The organism is Paraburkholderia sp. BL18I3N2, assembly GCF_003001875.1.
Classification (GTDB): Bacteria; Pseudomonadota; Gammaproteobacteria; order Burkholderiales; family Burkholderiaceae; genus Paraburkholderia; species Paraburkholderia phytofirmans.
Genome location: NZ_PVNC01000011.1, coordinates 214,713 through 231,510, shown reverse-complemented (window position 1 = coordinate 231,510; position 16,798 = coordinate 214,713). Strand labels below are relative to the sequence as shown.

General features: G+C 64.2%; 15 protein-coding genes and 1 pseudogene. 6 read left to right on the top strand and 10 right to left on the bottom strand.

What is annotated here, in order from left to right:
- Together B0G75_RS26205 and B0G75_RS26200 are read left to right on the top strand one after the other, a co-directional pair.
- Positions 1-193: pseudogene (locus B0G75_RS26205) on the top strand (hypothetical protein); the annotation flags it as partial.
- On the top strand, positions 190-981 hold the full coding sequence (locus B0G75_RS26200; protein WP_106312442.1) for a DUF2182 domain-containing protein: 792 nt from the start codon (positions 190-192) through the stop codon (positions 979-981). The pseudogene B0G75_RS26205 and the gene B0G75_RS26200, both read left to right, overlap by 4 nt.
- Before the next feature lie 202 nt (positions 982-1,183).
- On the opposite strand, the gene B0G75_RS26195 is transcribed toward B0G75_RS26200, so the two are convergent.
- From B0G75_RS26195 to B0G75_RS40795, 4 genes are all read right to left on the bottom strand, one after another.
- Positions 1,184-1,648: a hypothetical protein gene (locus B0G75_RS26195; RefSeq protein ID WP_106312439.1), complete on the bottom strand. Its 465-nt coding sequence runs from the start codon at positions 1,646-1,648 to the stop codon at positions 1,184-1,186.
- Positions 1,649-1,782: 134 nt separating this feature from the next.
- Complete coding sequence (locus B0G75_RS26190) at positions 1,783-2,346, bottom strand: peroxiredoxin (RefSeq protein WP_106312436.1); 564 nt, start codon at positions 2,344-2,346, stop codon at positions 1,783-1,785.
- Between the two features lie 201 nt (positions 2,347-2,547).
- The gene (locus B0G75_RS26185) at positions 2,548-3,885 is read right to left on the bottom strand and encodes an EAL and HDOD domain-containing protein (RefSeq protein WP_106312433.1); all 1,338 of its coding nucleotides are present in this window, start codon (positions 3,883-3,885) and stop codon (positions 2,548-2,550) included.
- A 101-nt stretch (positions 3,886-3,986) separates the two neighbouring features.
- Entirely contained in the window at positions 3,987-4,238 is a 252-nt protein-coding gene (locus B0G75_RS40795; protein ID WP_181309347.1) for a hypothetical protein, read from the bottom strand.
- Between B0G75_RS40795 and B0G75_RS26175 the strand changes: the two genes are divergently transcribed.
- Together B0G75_RS26175 and B0G75_RS26170 are read left to right on the top strand one after the other, a co-directional pair.
- Complete coding sequence (locus B0G75_RS26175; RefSeq protein ID WP_106312427.1) at positions 4,186-6,000, top strand: bifunctional diguanylate cyclase/phosphodiesterase; 1,815 nt, start codon at positions 4,186-4,188, stop codon at positions 5,998-6,000. The genes B0G75_RS40795 and B0G75_RS26175 overlap by 53 nt on opposite strands.
- Positions 6,001-6,103: 103 nt before the next feature.
- Complete coding sequence (locus B0G75_RS26170) at positions 6,104-7,561, top strand: HDOD domain-containing protein (RefSeq protein ID WP_106312424.1); 1,458 nt, start codon at positions 6,104-6,106, stop codon at positions 7,559-7,561.
- 136 nt (positions 7,562-7,697) lie between these two features.
- Here the strand turns inward: B0G75_RS26170 and B0G75_RS26165 are convergent, their stop codons facing one another.
- A complete protein-coding gene (locus tag B0G75_RS26165) occupies positions 7,698-9,068 on the bottom strand; it encodes an EAL and HDOD domain-containing protein (protein WP_106312421.1) in 1,371 nt (456 codons plus the stop codon).
- 263 nt (positions 9,069-9,331) lie between these two features.
- Between B0G75_RS26165 and B0G75_RS26160 the strand changes: the two genes are divergently transcribed.
- Positions 9,332-10,090: an acetoacetate decarboxylase gene (locus B0G75_RS26160; RefSeq protein WP_106312418.1), complete on the top strand. Its 759-nt coding sequence runs from the start codon at positions 9,332-9,334 to the stop codon at positions 10,088-10,090.
- A gap of 94 nt (positions 10,091-10,184) precedes the next feature.
- Here the strand turns inward: B0G75_RS26160 and B0G75_RS26155 are convergent, their stop codons facing one another.
- Both B0G75_RS26155 and B0G75_RS26150 read right to left on the bottom strand, forming a co-directional pair.
- The gene (locus B0G75_RS26155) at positions 10,185-10,979 is read right to left on the bottom strand and encodes an ABC transporter substrate-binding protein (protein ID WP_106312415.1); all 795 of its coding nucleotides are present in this window, start codon (positions 10,977-10,979) and stop codon (positions 10,185-10,187) included.
- 246 nt (positions 10,980-11,225) lie between these two features.
- Positions 11,226-12,134: a LysR family transcriptional regulator gene (locus tag B0G75_RS26150; protein ID WP_106312412.1), complete on the bottom strand. Its 909-nt coding sequence runs from the start codon at positions 12,132-12,134 to the stop codon at positions 11,226-11,228.
- A 126-nt stretch (positions 12,135-12,260) separates the two neighbouring features.
- Between B0G75_RS26150 and gstA the strand changes: the two genes are divergently transcribed.
- Complete coding sequence (gene gstA / locus B0G75_RS26145) at positions 12,261-12,881, top strand: glutathione transferase GstA (protein WP_106312410.1); 621 nt, start codon at positions 12,261-12,263, stop codon at positions 12,879-12,881.
- Between the two features lie 67 nt (positions 12,882-12,948).
- Here the strand turns inward: gstA and astE are convergent, their stop codons facing one another.
- The 3 genes from astE to astD are packed head-to-tail and all read right to left on the bottom strand — an operon-like array spanning position 12,949 to position 16,798.
- Entirely contained in the window at positions 12,949-14,001 is a 1,053-nt protein-coding gene (gene astE, locus B0G75_RS26140; protein ID WP_258194692.1) for a succinylglutamate desuccinylase, read from the bottom strand.
- On the bottom strand, positions 13,985-15,325 hold the full coding sequence (gene astB, locus B0G75_RS26135) for an N-succinylarginine dihydrolase (RefSeq protein WP_106312404.1): 1,341 nt from the start codon (positions 15,323-15,325) through the stop codon (positions 13,985-13,987). Before astB ends, astE begins: the two co-directional genes overlap by 17 nt.
- A gap of 9 nt (positions 15,326-15,334) precedes the next feature.
- On the bottom strand, positions 15,335-16,798 hold the full coding sequence (gene astD, locus B0G75_RS26130) for a succinylglutamate-semialdehyde dehydrogenase (protein ID WP_106312401.1): 1,464 nt from the start codon (positions 16,796-16,798) through the stop codon (positions 15,335-15,337).

The following is a 16,798-nucleotide window of genomic DNA, read 5'->3' as shown; positions in this document are numbered from 1 at the left end:
TCCAGTGACGGGCGACGAGCACCGCGTCCGAATCGACCTGCCTCACGGGTTCGAATACGAACTTGCCGAGATCGGCTCCGGCACCAGCCGCTCGCACGGAAACATCGCACTGGATCTCAAGGGGACTTATGCGCAGTTCGCACGACTGCACTTGAATAACAAAGGACCGATCCGGCATCGCGCTGCCGCATGAGCAGCGTCGGGAATGCCCTGGGACGTGAGCGCACGATCACCGCGCTCGGCATCGTCGCCGTCGTCGCGTTTTCGTGGGCCTACTTGTGGACAGGCGCTGGAATCGGCATGTCCGCGCTCGAGATGACGGCCGTCGCGCTGTTCCCTCATCGACTGGCAGACGGCGGCGGGGGAATGGATCCGTCGCTGCCGACCGTGATCCTGATGTGGTGGGTGATGATGATCGCAATGATGACGCCCAGCGCGGCGCCGCTGGTCCTGCTATATCGACGCGTATTGCGGCACCACGCCGCCATCGAGGCCAGCTCGGCCGTTCCGTCGTTGTTTCTCCTGGCCGGTTACCTGACCGCATGGCTGGCATTCTCAATCTGCGCGGCATCGCTCCAGAAGGCGCTGCAACCGACCGGCCTCATTTCTGAAATGATGTTGTGGTCGAAGAGCGCGCCTCTTTCCGCGATCGTTCTGGCCTCGGCGGGCGTCTACCAGTTCTCGCCGCTCAAGCGCGCCTGCCTGACGCAGTGCCGTTCACCTGTCAATTTCCTCACCGCGCACTGGCGTCCTGGCGTCGCAGGCAGCTTCCTGCTCGGGATGCGTCATGGAATTTACTGCGTGGGCTGCTGTTGGCTGCTAATGGCATTGTTGTTCGTCGGCGGCATCATGAATCTCATCTGGATCGCTGCGCTGGCGCTAATCGTTTTCGTGGAGAAAATCCTGCCTGGCGGTGAGCGGGTCAGCCGCGTGCTGGGCGTCGTGCTGATCGCCTGGGCAGGCGTCACCCTGCTGGTGTGATTGGCTTTTCTCTTTACACCCGGTCGTTTGAATGACCGAACAACTGCATCCGTTAGTAGATCAGCGTCCCTTAGCAAAGAAACCTCATTGTGAATACCCATACGTGCTGGCGCGGCTTTGGCGCGGTATGTAAATCGGTGCTCTGCCAGCGGACATTCGACACGAGCGCGGGTACGCAAAAACCCCAAAACCCCCAAAACCCCTAAAGCCTCTGCTCCACAGCAAGCACCAAAACCCTCCCCCACTGCCGAGCCTGCCGCTCATCCCGCATAGGCAAAACCCAAACCTTATGCCTAGGATCCTTGACCTTCAAAACCACCTGCCACTGCGCGCCGGGCCGCTGCACCTCTGCCCCGAGCAGGTCGGCGAAAATATACGCTCCCTCCTGCTGCCCCAACCGAATCTCACAAAGCCGCTTGTCGGCGGCCAGTCGCACCGCGCCCCAACTCCCTTTGACTTCGTGAGTCCAGTCGCCATCACGAACATTGGCAGCGACTTCCTTACGGCGCCGCCGCCAATAAACCAGTGCGCCGATCACCAGCAAACCGGCAACCGCGGCAACGCCCACCGCCGCGGCCAAACCCCAGGCCGCTTGCAAAGCATGAAACGCCTGCACGGCGCCATACCCCAGCGCGATCAGCGCAATCAACGCAACGAGAATCGGCATCGCGAGCTCACGAGGGAAAAAATGTCAGCCTGGCACGTGCGATGTCCCCGTCTCACCGCAAGAGCACCGCAAGAGCACCGCAAGGCACCGCCAGAAAACCATTGCAATAAATGCACAGGCATCCAGCCCGGCCGTTACGGCTGCTTATGCGCCGCCGCCCAATCCTTCACCGCCTTCAGCGTATTCTCGACATGCTTCTCCGGCGAGAGGCTCGTGTACTCGTAAATGATCTTGCCATCCGGCGCGATCACGTACGACACGCGATTGGCCATCGACGCATGCATCGGCAAGCCCGCGTCGTACTCGCCGATCACCTTCGAATCGGCATCGGCCGCAACCGGGAATTTGCTGCGGCACTCGCTGACAGAAAACTTCGTCAGTGTGTCGATGTTGTCGTGCGACACGCCGATCACCGTCGCGCCATACTTCTTGTATTCGTCGACAGCTTCAGCGAACTCGTGAGCTTCGATCGTGCAACCCTTGGTGAAAGCCGCCGGATAGAAATACACCACCACCGGACCTTTCTTCAACTCGTCTGTCAGCGAATACGTATAAGTCTTGCCGCCCAACGAAGCCTGCGCGGTGAACGCCGGCGCCGTGTCGCCCGGCTTGAGGGTCGCCGAGGCCGTCAGCGAGTGCATGGCGAATCCCAGCGACACAGCGGCGGCCAGTGCGGCCGATATGAATTTCTTCTTCATCTGCTTTTCTCCAGGCGTGGATGCACGCGGTTCGTCCCGTGAAGCCAAGGCCGCCACGCTCAGGAGAACGCCGGCCAACGTCGCTATTGGACCACGTACTCACAAGGTATGTGAGAACCAGCCTGAAGGACGCAGAAGTCGTTGCCGTGAACGCCGCCACGGCAGGCACACCGAAAGCGCGCGACGGCGCCAACACGCCCGTCAGGCGATCGCTTCCTCGATATGCGCGCCGAACCAGGCCGCGGCCGACAGGTTCAGCTCGGCCAGCACCTCGGGCGTAAAAGTCACGAAGCCGACCGGCGCATCGGTGCCCAGGGCGATCGATGCTGCGTCGAGGCCCTCGCCCGCCGCCTCGGCGAGGCGCAGCAAGGTGCCGAGCTCGCCGCGCCGCGACACGATCGCTTCGCGAATCTGCGGCGCGAGGCCCAGTTTCTCCAGCGCCGCGCCCGGCGAGCTGCCGAGCACCACGTGGATCAGCGAAAAAATTCCGGTCATGAAGGCCGCATCGGCGAACTCGTCGTCGGCGGGACGCAGCCAGGCGGCCGCCAACTCCATGAAACGCGAACGCGTGCCCGCCAGTTGCACCAGCGGATCGGCGCGCCACGGCAGGTCGCCGCTGTCGGCATACAGCAGCAGTTGCGCCCAGCGCGCGATCTGCCGTGTGCCGGTGGCAATGATCGCCTCGCGCAACGACGCAATATTGCGCCCCAGCCCGAACGCGCTTGAATTGACGAGGCGCAGCAGCTGCACCACCACGCTCGGGTTCAGCTTGAGCTCCGCTTCGAGTTCGACGATGCCGGCATCGCGCGACAGCAGCGCCAGGAGGCGCAGCAGCCCCGGCCGCGGCGAGCGGTTGCGCGGCGCGGCCAACACCTGCGGCCGCGCGAAAAAGTAGCCTTGGAACAGATCGAAGCCCAGGTCGCGCGCGAGCGCGAAATCCTCGCGCGTCTCGACCTTCTCGGCGATCAGCGTCTTGCCCTGCCCGCGCACCAGCGACGCCAGCTTCGGCAGCACGGCACGGTCGGTCTGCAGAAAGTCGATCTTGACGATGTCGGCATGCGGCAGCGCGCCGATCAGCTCGTCGGACAGTTCACTTACGTCGTCGAGCGCCACCTGAAAGCCGGCGCGGCGCAACTCGCCGAGACGGCGGACCAGTTGCACGTCGAATTTCACGGTCTCGAGGATTTCGAGCACGAAGCGCTCGGGCGGCATCAGATGGACGATGTCGTTAAAGAGCAGCGCGCGGTCGATATTGACGAAACCGCGATGCTGGCCCAGCACCGTCGGCACGCCGATCCCGCCGATCGCGCGCGCCACCACCTGCGCGGTCGCCTGGGCGTCGTCGGTGACTTCGGCGTAGTTATGCGCGCCGGCTCGAAACAACAATTCGTAAGCGTTGAGCGCGCCGTCGCGATCGAGGATCGGTTGACGGCCCAGATACACGAACTGCGTGGCGCGCCACGATTCGGCGTCGTCGGCAGCTGCGTCGAGCACCTCGCTATGCCGGGCAGTGGCCTTGGCTTGATGGCGTTCAGACATGGAGCATCGGGGGAAGTATTCGGTAAGCTACGCAGCAGCGACGTCTCAGCCGGTACTGCACAACACGTTTGTCCTATTAACGGACGTCGCACAGCCGCACTTTAACCGAATCGTTCCCCGGTCGCGGCGAAGCCGTGCAAGCGCTCCCTTACCGGATGTTTTTTGCCGCGGGCGCTAAAGATTTCGCCGCAAGGGTCGTTATCTCGTTCTGATGGGGCGGCCTGATACCTCTTGCCGCCCTGATTGGCGGGCAAGCAAGCCGCCCCGCCTGCAGACGAATACAGGTTGCCAGCGATAAACATGGAAGCGAACAGGATCACCGCGCCCCGCCGGGGCTCCTTGCGCACGGTCATGGACCGGCTTCGTGCGTTCGGCCGGCGCGTGGACGCCAAACCGCAGACGGCCGCAAGCCGCGCTGCGCAACTGGAACAGGTGGTCGGCGCGGTCGACCTGCTGGCGCACGTCGACGACGAGCTGCGCTTTATCTATGTGTCCGAAGCCAGCCTGCGCTTCATCGGCTATCACCGAGAGTATCTCGAGACCATCACGCTGCACGACCTCGTGGCGCCGGCCGACGTGCCGCGCCTCGACACCCTGCTGACGCGCGCCGCCGTCTCGGGCAACGTCGAGAAGGCCACGCTGAACCTTATCAAGTCACTCACTTATCCGATCACGGTCGAGCTGCGCGTGGTGCGCAGCAGCCACGACGGCACCGCGGGCTATGCGATCGCCGGCTTCGACGTATCGGCGTGGCGCGCCACCGAGGAGCGTTTGACCCAGGCGCTGCATCTGGACCGCCTGACCAATCTGGCCAACCAGTCGGCGCTGATTCCCGCGCTCCTCGACGCCCAGCAGCAAGCCGACGCGCACGGCACACCGGCCGCGCTGCTGCTGCTCGACCTCGACGACTATCAGCGCGTGAACCGCGCGCTCGGCTACGATGCCGGCGACGACATGCTGCGCGACACCTCGCGCCGCATCCTGAACATGACGAGCCCGAGCGAGACCGTGGCGCGCGTGGCCAGCGACGAGTTCGCGATTCTCGTGAAGCCCGCCGCCAGCCGCACCGACGCGGCGGCCGCCGCCGAAACGCTGGCGCGGCGCCTCTTGACCGCGATCCAGCAACCGTATGTGTTCAACGGCCAGCAGGTACATCTGTCGGCGAGCATCGGCATCGCGCTCTATCCGGACGTGCGCCACGCCAACGACACCGCCGGCCACGACACCCATCTGCTGCGCTGGGCCGACCACGCCCTCCTGCAGGCCAAGGCGGCCGGCGGCAACACACTCGCCTTCTACGTTCCCGACGACAACCCCGCCGACGCCGAGCGCCTGAAGCTGGAGGCCGACCTCTACGACGGTGTGCGCAACGGCGAGTTCTCGCTACACTTCCAGCCGATCACGAGCAGCCGCACGCATGGCGTGGTCGGCGTGGAAGCGCTGATCCGCTGGTTGCATCCGGTGCATGGACTGGTGCCGCCGTCCATGTTCATCCCACTTGCCGAGTCGATCGGCCTGATCAACTTCCTCGGCAACTGGGTGTTGAAGGTGGCCTGCATGCAGTTGATCCAGTGGGACGCGAAAGGCATCTCCCTGCAATACGTGGCCGTGAACGTGTCGCCGCAGCAGTTCCGCGATCCGCGCTTCAAGGACTCCGTGCGCGAGGCGATCGAGTTGACCGGCATCGATCCGCGCCGGCTCGTGTTCGAGATCACGGAAAGCCTGCTGATGCACGACCCGGCGCATGCCAAGGGTCTGCTCGAAGACCTGACCGCCATGGGCATCCGCTTCGCGGTCGACGACTTCGGCACCGGTTATTCGAGCCTGGCTTACCTGCAACGCTTCCCGCTGGCCAAGCTTAAGATCGACAGGAGTTTTGTCGAGAATCTGCTAACCTCCCGGAACGATCAGGCAATCGTCAGCGCCGTCGTGGGCCTCGCTCAGACACTGGATCTCGAGCTGGTGGCCGAGGGCGTCGAAACGGAAGCGCAGCGCGCCCTGCTCACCGAGATGGGATGCGACCATATCCAGGGGTGGCTCGTCTGCAAGGCGCTGCCCTCCGACGAACTCGCGCAGCGTTTCGAAGCGCGCACGCTTCATTTGCACAGCGCCTAGCCATGCAGGCAAAGCGCTCATGTCGTGAATCATGCAGCGGAACAAGCCGGCCTCTGGCCGGCGTGGCACTCATTGGAACATGTATGGCTTTGGCGGGACTCACATGGTAAAGGCGGCGGTGCTCGACCGGCTCTGGACGCGAATGAGCGAGCGCGGCGATTTCCCCATGCTGTCGCAGTCGCTGCGCTCCACCATGGCGGCGATGAACAATGACGACCTCGACTTCACCGGCCTCGTGCAGGTGGTGCTGTCCGACTTCGCGCTCACGCAAAAAGTGTTGCGGCTTGCCAACTCGGCCATGTACATGGCGTTCGGCGGCAACATCACCACCGTGTCGCGCGCGCTGATGGTGCTCGGCATGGACGCGGTCGGCCATCTGGTGGTCGGTCTGAAAATAGTCGATCACTTCCATCACAGCGCACCGCGCCGCATCGACGCGAAACTCGAACTGAACCGCACGCTGCTGTCGGGCTGCGTCGCGCGCAAGCTGACCGAGCGCGGCGATCTGCGCGCCGGCGAGGAAGCCGTGGTCTGCACGCTGATGCGGCAGATCGGCAAGCTGCTGGTGGTGTTCTATCTCGACGCCGAATGGGATCAGATTCGCCGCCATATCGACGACGGCGCGCTCGAAGCCGATGCCTGCGTGCTGGTGCTCGGCGTCACGTTCGACGAAATCGGCGCCGAAGCCGCCGTGCGCTGGCGCCTGCCCGACATGATCCGCTCCGGCATGGGCGAGTTCGATCCGCAAGACGTCACGCAGCCGCGCCAGGTGCAATGGCTGCGCGCCATCACCAATTACTCGACGGCAGTCGCCGACGTGCTCACTCAGCAGAACATGCCGGACTGGGAGCGCGAGGAACGCATCGCCGAACTGGCGCAGGAATATAGCGGTGCGCTGAACACCGATCCCGAAGTGTTGCTCCAGATGAGCGTGGCGCTCGCCCGCGAAGAAGGCGGCGACGGCGTGATGCGCGAAATCGTCGAGCTGCGCGCCAACGCGGACGCGATCGCGCGCGAGGCGCTCAGCCCCGAGGCGCGCATCGCGGTGGGCGTGCAGGATCTGCGCGGTCTGCCCGAAGGCAGCCCGTTAGCGCCGGCACTGGCGCTGGCCGCGGAAACACTGCTCGCCGGCCTGGGCTTTGCGCGCACGGTGGTGTTCGTCAAGCACAGCAACGGCACCTTCAAGGCGCGCCTCGGTCTCGGACCGAAGATCGACGCGGCGTTGCCCAAGCTCACGTTCAACACGGCTTTCGAGCCCGACGTGTTTCATCTGGCGATCGCGAACTCGGTGGGCATCTTCATCGAGAACGCGCGCGATCCGAAGATGGTCGCGCGGCTGCCCGAATGGTTCCGCCGCTCCTTCGACGACGCCCGCGCCTTCGTGCTGCTGCCAGTCGTCGATGAAAGCGACACGACCGTGGCGCTCCTCTACGGCGACTGGTCGCATAGTCAGGAGCCACGGCGCATCTCACAGAAAGAGATGAGCGTGTTGAATGAACTGGCCAAGGAGTTAGGCCGTTTTTTCGGCCTGGGGCAGATGCGGGAAATGGAGACGACGTGAAGACCTGGCGTGATCGTTGATCACACCGCTTCACTCTCACCTGTTCTGTGTTTGCCCGACGCCAGGTTGCACTTGAGTCAGTTCCGCCGGGACCGCCATGCCTCGCATGCCGCGGTCTCCAGCTGAAGCGCTGATTTCAATCCTCGATTCTTTCCAGCCCTTCCGCGCTGCGGTCGGCGACACCGGCCCACGCGCCGGCCGCCAGACCCAGTTCCGCGACCTCCTCCACCGTCAACGGCTGCAAGCGTTCGCACAACGTGCCGATCTCATCCCACGCGCCGCGTTCGAGCGCTTCCACCGCGCTCAGCAGCAACCCCAGCACGCCTTGCCGATGCAGGATGCCCGCCTGGATCGGACGCGACAACGTGAGGAGGTTCAAGGTGCTTTCGAGTGAGCCGCCGAACACCGCGTCGACGAATGAAAAGACGCCGGTCAGGAACGCCGCATCGGCTTCGTCGCGGCCGGCTTCGGGCAGGCGCTCGATCGCCAGTTCCATGAAGCGCGCGCGCGTCGCGGCAAGTTGCAGCAAGGGATCGTCCTCGAGGGCGACCTTGCGGCCGTCGGCGTAGAGCAGCAGCTGCGTCCAGCGCGCGATACGGTTGGTGCCTGTCGCGTTGATCGCTTCGCGCAACGTCGTGACCTTGTGGCCGACGGCAAGGCCGCTCGAATTGGCAAGCTTCATCAGGTGCATCACCAGCACCGGGTTCAGCTTGAGTTCGGCTTCGAGCTGCGCGACGGTTGGATCGCCCGAGAGAAGTTGCAGCAGGTTCAGCAAGGCATGGCGCGGCGCGCTGACACGGCGCGTCGCCGAGGTCTGCGCGCGCGCGAAGAAGTAACCCTGAAAGCGATCGAAGCCGAGTCCATGCGCCGTTTCGAAATCGGCCTGGGCGTCGATGCCCGAGGCGACCAGCAGCTTCCCCGCCGACTTGAGCACGCTCGCCAGTTTCGGCAGCAGCGCGCGCGGCGCGTGCATGAAATCGATCTTGACGACTTCGGCGTAGGGCAACAGTTTGGCGAAGGCTTCGTTGGGCTGGGCCACCTCGTCGAGCACGAAGCGATAGCGCCGCCCATGCAACTGGACGATGCGCGCCACCAGCGCCTCGTCGATCTCGATGGTGGGCGCCAATTCGAGCATGAAGCGCTCGGCGGGCAGCCGCAGGATCGCATCGTCGAAGAGCATCTCGCGGCTGACGTCGACATAGGCCGGATGCCCGGTCAGCGCGCCGCGCACATTGCCCTGAAGCAGGCCGTGAAGGATGCCTCGCGCCACGCGTTGCGCCGGATCGGGCGCGCGGGGCGATGACGCGTCGGCGTCGCTGTTCTCATGCCCGGCGGCATGCGCGGCGTCCGCCGTCTCCGCGCGCCATTCCGGTGCGCGCACCTTGATCTCGTAGCCGCACAGCATGCCGTCGCGGTTCAGAATAGGCTGCCGCGCGAAGCTGGCATTCAATTGCGCATCGTCCGCTGCACCCGTGTGGCCCGGATTCTCGATTGCGATGGTGGTCATTGCACTCCCCCGCTAAGCGCCGCCCCGGCGCCTACTGCTGTATTTTGGTTTTCGCTGCACCGTCAGCGCCCGGCCCTCGCGTGAAGCCGTGACGCCTGCGGTGCGCTCGCCGATTTTAGCGCAGGCCGCCATGCGCGGACACGTCCGTGAAGCAATATCTGGAAATAATTGGAGACCAGTTTGAGAGCAAGGCAACGCGGAATCAACGATACTCTTGTGCAGTGCAAAAGCGTTCCAATCGCGTTTAACCACCAAGGAAAAACATGGACGTCAAAAGCGTGCTGTCAAATGCCTTCGCCATGCCGATCACGAGCCCGGCATTCCCCATGGGCCCGTACCGGTTCATCGACCGCGAATTTCTGATCATCACCTACCGCACCGATCCGGACAAGCTGCGCGCCGTGGTGCCCGAGCCGCTCGAGATCGGCGAGCCGCTGGTGCACTACGAGTTCATCCGCATGCCGGACTCGACGGGTTTCGGCGACTACACGGAAAGCGGCCAGGTGATCCCGGTGTCGTACAAGGGCGTGGCGGGCGGCTACACGCTGGCCATGTATCTGGACGACCATCCGCCCATCGCCGGCGGCCGCGAACTGTGGGGCTTTCCGAAGAAGCTCGCGAACCCGGTGCTCGCCGTTCATACCGACACGCTCGTCGGCACGCTCGACTACGGTCCGGTGCGCATCGCGACCGGCACCATGGGCTACAAGCATCGGCAGCTCGATGTGGCGCAGCAGAAAAAGCGCCTCGAAACGCCGAACTTTTTGCTCAAGGTGATTCCGCATGTGGACGGCACGCCGCGTATCTGCGAACTGGTGCGCTACTACCTGCAGGACATCGATCTGAAAGGCGCATGGACCGGCCCGGCCGCGCTCGAACTGGCGCATCACGCGCTCGCGCCGGTCGCGGAATTACCGGTGCTGGAGATCGTCGAGGCGCGCCATCTGCTTGCCGATCTGACGCTCGGTCTCGGCGAAGTGGTATTCGATTATCTCGATCAGCCGGAAGCGAACGTGCGTTGACCGGATAGCGCTCGCCTCTCGCGCCGCCTCGAATGCAAACGGCCGCTCTCAGCGGCCGTTTGCATCAACTACAACGATTCGCGTAAGACGCGCGTTACTTCAACACTACCTTCACGTCGAAGTACTTCGCTGCGAAACGGTCGATCGTGCCGTCCGCCTTCAGTTCCTTGAGCGCCTGGTTCAGCGCGTCCTTCAAGGCCTTGTCGCCCTTGCGGATGCCGAAGCCGACGCCCGCGCCGAGCAGTTTCTCATCGGTGACGGCCGGACCGGCGAACTCGAAGCCCGCGCCTTGCGGCTTCTTCAGGAAGCCCTTCGACGCGGCTTCCGCGTCCTGGAACGCGGCGTCGAGACGCCCCGAAGCGAGGTCGGCGTAAATCTGATCCTGCGTCTGATACGGCACGACGTCGACGCCGGCCGGCGCCCAACGCGCTTTCGCGTAGGTTTCCTGAATCGTGCCTTGCAGCACGCCGACATGCTTACCCTTGAGCGACGCCGGCGTCGGCAGCAGACCGCTGCCCTTCTTCGCGATCATCTGATTCGGGATGGTGTAGATCGGATCCGTGAAGTCGACCGCCTGACGGCGCTGATCCGTGATCGTCATGTCCGAGTTGATGGCGTTGAACTTGCGCGCCTGCAAGGCCGGGATCAGGCCGTCGAACGAATTCTCGACCCACACGCATTTGGCCTTCAGCTTCGCGCACACGGCATTGCCGACGTCGATGTCGAAACCTTGCAGCTCGCCCGACGGCGACTTCGATTCGAACGGCGCATACGACGCCTCGACGCCGAAATGCACTTCCTTGATATCGGCAGCCGCTGCGGTGCCGGCCGTGACCGAAGCCGCTGCGAACAGCGCGAGCGCAGCCATGTTTCGCCAATTCATCTTCATTGCGGGTGTTCCTCTACGGTATTGAATAAGACGGAGCCGAATCCGGGCAAGCATGATTGCCGCGCCAAAATTGCGATTCAAACTCGTGCGGCCGGTGTGGTGCAGCGCAACAGCCGCGAGGCCGCGATTGTACAGGCTTCGTTTGCCGTGCCTGTGGGCGCGCCGCGTGGCTCGTCGGTGCGCAAGCGCTTTGGGCGCACGCGTAAAGGTGTAAATAGCTGTCGCGCTCAGGCAAAGCGGAACGCGTTAGCGTGCGCCGTCGCCCGCTGCAAAATCGCCGCTGAGCTGCTGCGACAGATGCGTATAGACGGCAGCCACATGCGGCAAATGACGCGACTCCGGATGCGCGAGCACCCACACCTGCGACTCGGCTTCGTCGAGCGGCGGCGTCAATTGCACGAGATCGTCGCGGCCCCGCGCGAGAAAGGTCGGGAAAATGCCGACGCCAAAACCGCGCACCACGAGTTCGAACACCGCCATCACGCTGTTGGTCTTGTAGCGCGGCTCGACTGTCGGGCAATGACGCTTGCGCCACAGCACCGAAGGGTGATCGCCGAGCGAGGCGTCCGGGGCCGCCCAGTCGCAACGCGCCAGCGCATCGACATCGCTCGCTTGGATGCCGCTGCGCCTGGCGGCGAACACGGCGATACGCAGCGGACCCACGTGCTTGCCGACCAGATGATCCGGCGCGCGGCGCGTGGCGCGCACGGCGATATCGGCGTCGCGTTTGGTGAGACTCGCGAGACTGTTGGTCGCCGTCAGCTCGAAGGACAACGCCGGATGCAGCGCCGCGAAATCATGCAGTGCGGGCAATAGCAGACCGTAGAGCACGGTATCGGTGGTCGTCACGTGGACGCTGCCGGACACGCGGTCGCTGCTCGCCTGCACCGTGGAGCGTGCCGCCGCGAGTTCGCTTTCGATGCGCTCGGCGTGACGCGCCAGTTGCGCGCCGAGCGGCGTGGCGCGATAACCGCTGCGCGAGCGCTCGAACAAACGCTGCCCCAACCCGCGTTCGATCCGTTGCACCGAGCGAAAGATGGTCGAGGCGTCGATACCCAGACGCTGCGCGGCTTCCGCCAGCGTGCCGGCGCGCACCAGCGCGAGAATGGTCTGCGTATCCGCCGAAGTCAGTTCGTATTGCGTTTTTGCACGCATGGTTTGGCAAGCCGCCTGTTTATTCGAAATGCGATCCGGGCTACTTTTACCACATGGACTTGTCGGCCGACGAGCTTTGCCACCGGCACCTGCCGGGACTTCAACCTCATCTATGGCGGTGAAAACATGAAACTCTATTACTCGCCGGGCGCCTGTTCGTTAGCGGTTCACATTGCACTGCGCGAAGCGGATCTCGACTTCGAAGGCATCAAGGTCAATCTGCAAACGCACAAGCTCGCCAACGGCGACGACTATTACGCGATCTCGCCGCGCGGCTATGTGCCGTTGCTCGAATTCGCCGACGGCTCGCGCCACACCGAAGGCGCTGCCTTATTGCAATACGTCGCCGATCTTGCGCCCGAGTCGGATTTGCTGCCGCGTGCGGGTTCGCCACAACGGCTCGAAGCGCTCGGCTGGCTCACGTATATCAGCACGGAATTGCACAAGACGTTCAGCCCGTGGCTCTGGCATCAGGAAACCGCCGAATCGACGAAGGCCGAATGCCGCGCCAAACTCGCCACACGTTTTAGCGAACTCGAAAAGGTGCTCGCGGCACGCGACTATCTGACGGGACGGTTCTCCGTCGCCGATGCGTATGCGTTCACCGTGCTGAGCTGGGCGCGCATGCTGTCGCTCGATCTCGGCGCTTATCCGAAGCTGGAGGCATATCTGGAGCGCGTTGCGGCACGGCCGAAGGTGCGGCAAGCGATGATGGCGGAAGATTTGATCCGCGCGAACGCGGCTTAAACGGCACCGCGAGTGAGAAACGTTGCGCGCCCTGGCGCGCAACGTTCGGGTCTTGCATAGTAGTGAACTACACGAGCTTCGAGAGCGTGTCCTGCGTCGTCTCGACGACCATCAAGCCGGCGCGCAAACCGGGCTTGACGGTCGCGTTCGGAAACACGAGCCGTTCCTCGTCGTGCTGCACGACATAGCGGTACTCGCCGTCGCGCGCGAGCACGGTGCCTTTCGCGAATGGCGTGAAGTTCGCGACATCGGCGGCGACCAGCAATTCGAACGCGTCGCTTTGCTTGGTGATCTGATCGATCACCGTGAAAGCGCGCGGCAGGTCCGCACGAACCTCGCCGCGCATGCCGGCCAGCAGGTGACGCACCGCGTGATCGGCGCCGGCGAAACGCGTCAGATCGTTCTGACCGAACGGACGCACCTTGCCGAGCTCCAGCGTGCACGCTTCGGCGCCGCACGCCTGCGCGGTGAAATGCGAATACGTATTGCCCTTGGTGGTGTGCAACAGCACCGCGCTGATACGCGCCTCGCCGAGCCATTCGAACATCGCGCGCGAAAACGGCTTGCCGCTATGCGGCAGCAACGCGAACTGCTCGAAGGCGGATGCGCGGATCGCCGTGTGCATGTCGATATGCCAGCGCGCGCCGGACTCGTTCGACGCTGCCGCGAAGAATTGCGTCGCCGCCTGTTCGAGCGCGGCGGCACGCGGTGCTTCGTAACTCTGCGGCACTTGCAGATGACGGCCGCTGAAGAGGCGATTCAAATCGTCGTCGCGATAACGGCACGCGTCGCGCATGGCGTCGACGTTGCCGAGAATCACCAGCAGGCGGCAGGTCAGCGCGGCCGTGCCTTGCGCGATGTCACGCACCAGAAAACCCAGCAGTTCGATCGGCGCGGTCTCGTCGCCGTGCACGCCGGCGGAGACGAGCACGCTGCGCACGCTCTCGTCCTGCGCTGCGGGCTCCATCAACAGCACGCCGTCGTCCAGCCACGACCAGCGCACGCCGCCGGCGCACGTGCCTTGAGTTTCATTCGCAGCCGGTCGCGTGCCCGCCAGCGTATAAGCCAGAAAATCGTCGAGCATCGGAACCGGCATATCGCGCTCAGCGCTGGAAGTCATACAGCGAACCCAAACCGAGAATCTGCGTCAGTTCGTCGAGCGCGGTGCGCGATTCGGCGAGCAATTGCGGGTCGGTCAGATCGGCCGGCGCGAGGCGGTCACGATAATGTTTTTCGATCCATGCATCCAGGCGGCCGAACAGGGTGTCGTTGATCCACACGCCTTGCGTCACTGCCGCGCGCTCCGCGTCGTCGAGGACGACACGCAGACGCAGACACGCCGGGCCGCCGCCGTTCTTCATGCTTTCACGCAGATCGAACACCAGCACGTCGTCAATCGGGCCCGCATGCGACGTCAGATCGTCGAGATACGCGGCCACGCGCGGATTCTCGCGGCATTCCTGCGGCACGACCAGCACCTGCTTGCCGTCCGGGCGCGTCAGCAGTTGGCTGTTGAACAGATACGAGGTGACGGCGTCGGCCACGCTCACCTTCGCGTCCGGCACTTCGATTACGTTGAAGTCCGATTTCAGGCCGGTGAGCTTCGAGCGCAATTCGTCGTACACCGCGTTCTGTTCGACGAACGCCAACTGATGACAGAACAGCGTATTGCGATTGCCGACCGCGATCACGTCGTTATGGAACACGCCCGCGTCGATCACGTCGGGGTTCTGCTGCGCGTACACCGTGGCCGCTTCGGCAAGGCCATGACGATGCGCGACCGCGCGGCTCGCCTCGAAGGTTTGACGCGCCGGGAAGCGCTTCGGCTCCGGTCCGCGACGATACTCGCTGCGGCCATACACGAAGAATTCGACGCCACGTGCCGCATATTCCGCGCAAAAGCGCGTGTGATTCGCCGCGCCTTCGTCGCCGAGCGCGGGCGTGCCGGGCAGCGCCTCGTGCACCACGAAACGGTCGGCGTCGTTGAAGATCGCGCGCAACGTGCGCCGCGTCGACTCGTGTTCGATCGCGCGATGCAGCTTGCTGCACAGATTGGCCGGCGTGAAATGCACGCGGCCGTCGTGCGTATCCGCGGATGGGCTCACGGTCGCCGCATTCGCGGTCCACATCGCCGACGCCGAGCTCGCGGCGGCCAGCAACTCAGGCGCGTCTCTCGCCACACGCGCGATTACGGTGGCGTCGTCGCCGGAGAAACCCAGCTCGCGCAGGAGACGCATCGACGGACGCTCCTGCGGCGGCAATACGCCCTGATGAAAGCCGAGATCGGCCAATTGCTTCATCTTGCGCAGGCCCTGACGCGCCGCCGCCTTCGGATTCGCAATCGACTTATCGTTGTTCTGCGACGCGACGTTGCCGAACGAGAGCCCCGCGTAGTTGTGGGTCGGGCCGACCAGGCCGTCGAAATTGGCTTCAGTGGCTTGCATCGTCGATCCTTAGAATTGAAGGCCCGGCGAGACGCTCGCGGGCATTTGCAGTTGCGCGCTTTCGACTGACGCCATCGGGAACGCGCAGTAGTCGGCAGCGTAATACGCGCTCGGCCGGTGATTGCCTGAGCGGCCCGGCCCACCGAACGGCGCACCCGACGATGCGCCGTTGGTCGGCCGGTTCCAGTTGACGATGCCGGCGCGGATGGTGCGCTGGAAGTGCGCCCAGAGCGCTTCGTCGTCGGCAAGCAGGCCGGCGGAGAGGCCGAATTCGGTGTCGTTGGCTTGCTCCAGCGCTTCGTTGAAGCTGCCGTAGCGAATGATTTGCGCCAAAGGACCGAAGTGTTCTTCGTCCGGCAGGTTCTTCACGTTCGTGACGTCGAGAATTGCGGGTGTGACGAAGCCTAGTTTCGGATCGCGCTGCTCCATCTTGAGCAACGCCTTGGCGCCGTCGGCCAGCAGGCGTTCCTGCGCGGCGACAAGTCGCGAGGCGGCGCGCGCCGAAATCACCGCGCCCATGAACGGCTGCGGATCCGCGTTATATTCACCGACTGTGATGCGCGACGTGACTTCGGTGAAGCGTTCAATGAAGCGATCGCCGCCCGCGTCGTTCGGCACGAAAATACGGCGCGCGCACGTGCAGCGCTGCCCCGCCGAGAGAAACGCCGATTGAATCGCGTGATGCACGGCGGCATCGACATCGGCCACCGGTCCGATCACGAGCGGATTGTTGCCGCCCATTTCCAGCGCCAGCACGATTTCCGGGCGGCCGCCGAATTGCTTGTGCAGCAATGTTCCGGTATCCGAACTACCCGTGAAGAACAGCCCATCGATCTGCCGGTGATTCGCCAGCGCAATGCCGGTGTCCTTCTCGCCTTGCACGAGGTTCAGCACACCCGAAGGCAAACCTGCATCGCGCCAGATCTGCACGGTGAGCGCGGCCACGCCGGGCGCGAGTTCCGACGGCTTGAAGACGACCGCATTGCCCGCGATCAGTGCCGGCACGATATGCCCATTCGGCAAATGACCCGGAAAGTTGTACGGCCCGAATACGGCCACGACGCCATGCGGACGGTGCCGAAGCACGGCTGTGCCGTCCGCCATCGCCGAACGCTTTTCACCGGTGCGTTCGTTATAGGCCTGAATCGAAATCTCGACCTTGGCCGCCATCGAAGCCGCTTCGGTGCGCGCTTCCCACAACGGCTTGCCGGTTTCGCGGCCGATCGCTTCAGCCAGCGCCTCCTTGCGCTCCGTCACGAGCGCGGCGAAGCGGCGCACCACGCCGCAACGCTCGTCGAGGCTCAACGCGGACCACGCGGCGAAGGCGCGGCGCGCGCTGCGCACCGCACGGTCGACGTCGTCCGCCGAGGCGCTGTTGCCTTCCCATACCGCCGCGCCCGTGCCCGGGTTGTGCGACGCGAATGCGGGTCCTGTGCCGGCGGCCCATTCGCCGTCGATGAAAAGCTCGCTCAT

Coding starts and splice junctions, on each gene's coding strand:
- B0G75_RS26155 (WP_106312415.1), bottom strand. CDS start 10,979: ATGAAGATGAATTGGCGAAACATGGCTGCGCTCGCGCTGTTCGCAGCG.
- B0G75_RS26175 (WP_106312427.1), top strand. CDS start 4,186: ATGGAAGCGAACAGGATCACCGCGCCCCGCCGGGGCTCCTTGCGCACG.
- B0G75_RS26170 (WP_106312424.1), top strand. CDS start 6,104: ATGGTAAAGGCGGCGGTGCTCGACCGGCTCTGGACGCGAATGAGCGAG.
- B0G75_RS26200 (WP_106312442.1), top strand. CDS start 190: ATGAGCAGCGTCGGGAATGCCCTGGGACGTGAGCGCACGATCACCGCG.
- B0G75_RS26190 (WP_106312436.1), bottom strand. CDS start 2,346: ATGAAGAAGAAATTCATATCGGCCGCACTGGCCGCCGCTGTGTCGCTG.
- B0G75_RS26165 (WP_106312421.1), bottom strand. CDS start 9,068: ATGACCACCATCGCAATCGAGAATCCGGGCCACACGGGTGCAGCGGAC.
- B0G75_RS26160 (WP_106312418.1), top strand. CDS start 9,332: ATGGACGTCAAAAGCGTGCTGTCAAATGCCTTCGCCATGCCGATCACG.
- B0G75_RS40795 (WP_181309347.1), bottom strand. CDS start 4,238: ATGACCGTGCGCAAGGAGCCCCGGCGGGGCGCGGTGATCCTGTTCGCT.
- B0G75_RS26150 (WP_106312412.1), bottom strand. CDS start 12,134: ATGCGTGCAAAAACGCAATACGAACTGACTTCGGCGGATACGCAGACC.
- B0G75_RS26185 (WP_106312433.1), bottom strand. CDS start 3,885: ATGTCTGAACGCCATCAAGCCAAGGCCACTGCCCGGCATAGCGAGGTG.
- astE (WP_258194692.1), bottom strand. CDS start 14,001: ATGACTTCCAGCGCTGAGCGCGATATGCCGGTTCCGATGCTCGACGAT.
- astB (WP_106312404.1), bottom strand. CDS start 15,325: ATGCAAGCCACTGAAGCCAATTTCGACGGCCTGGTCGGCCCGACCCAC.
- B0G75_RS26195 (WP_106312439.1), bottom strand. CDS start 1,648: ATGCCGATTCTCGTTGCGTTGATTGCGCTGATCGCGCTGGGGTATGGC.
- astD (WP_106312401.1), bottom strand. CDS start 16,798: ATGAGCGAGCTTTTCATCGACGGCGAATGGGCCGCCGGCACAGGACCC.
- gstA (WP_106312410.1), top strand. CDS start 12,261: ATGAAACTCTATTACTCGCCGGGCGCCTGTTCGTTAGCGGTTCACATT.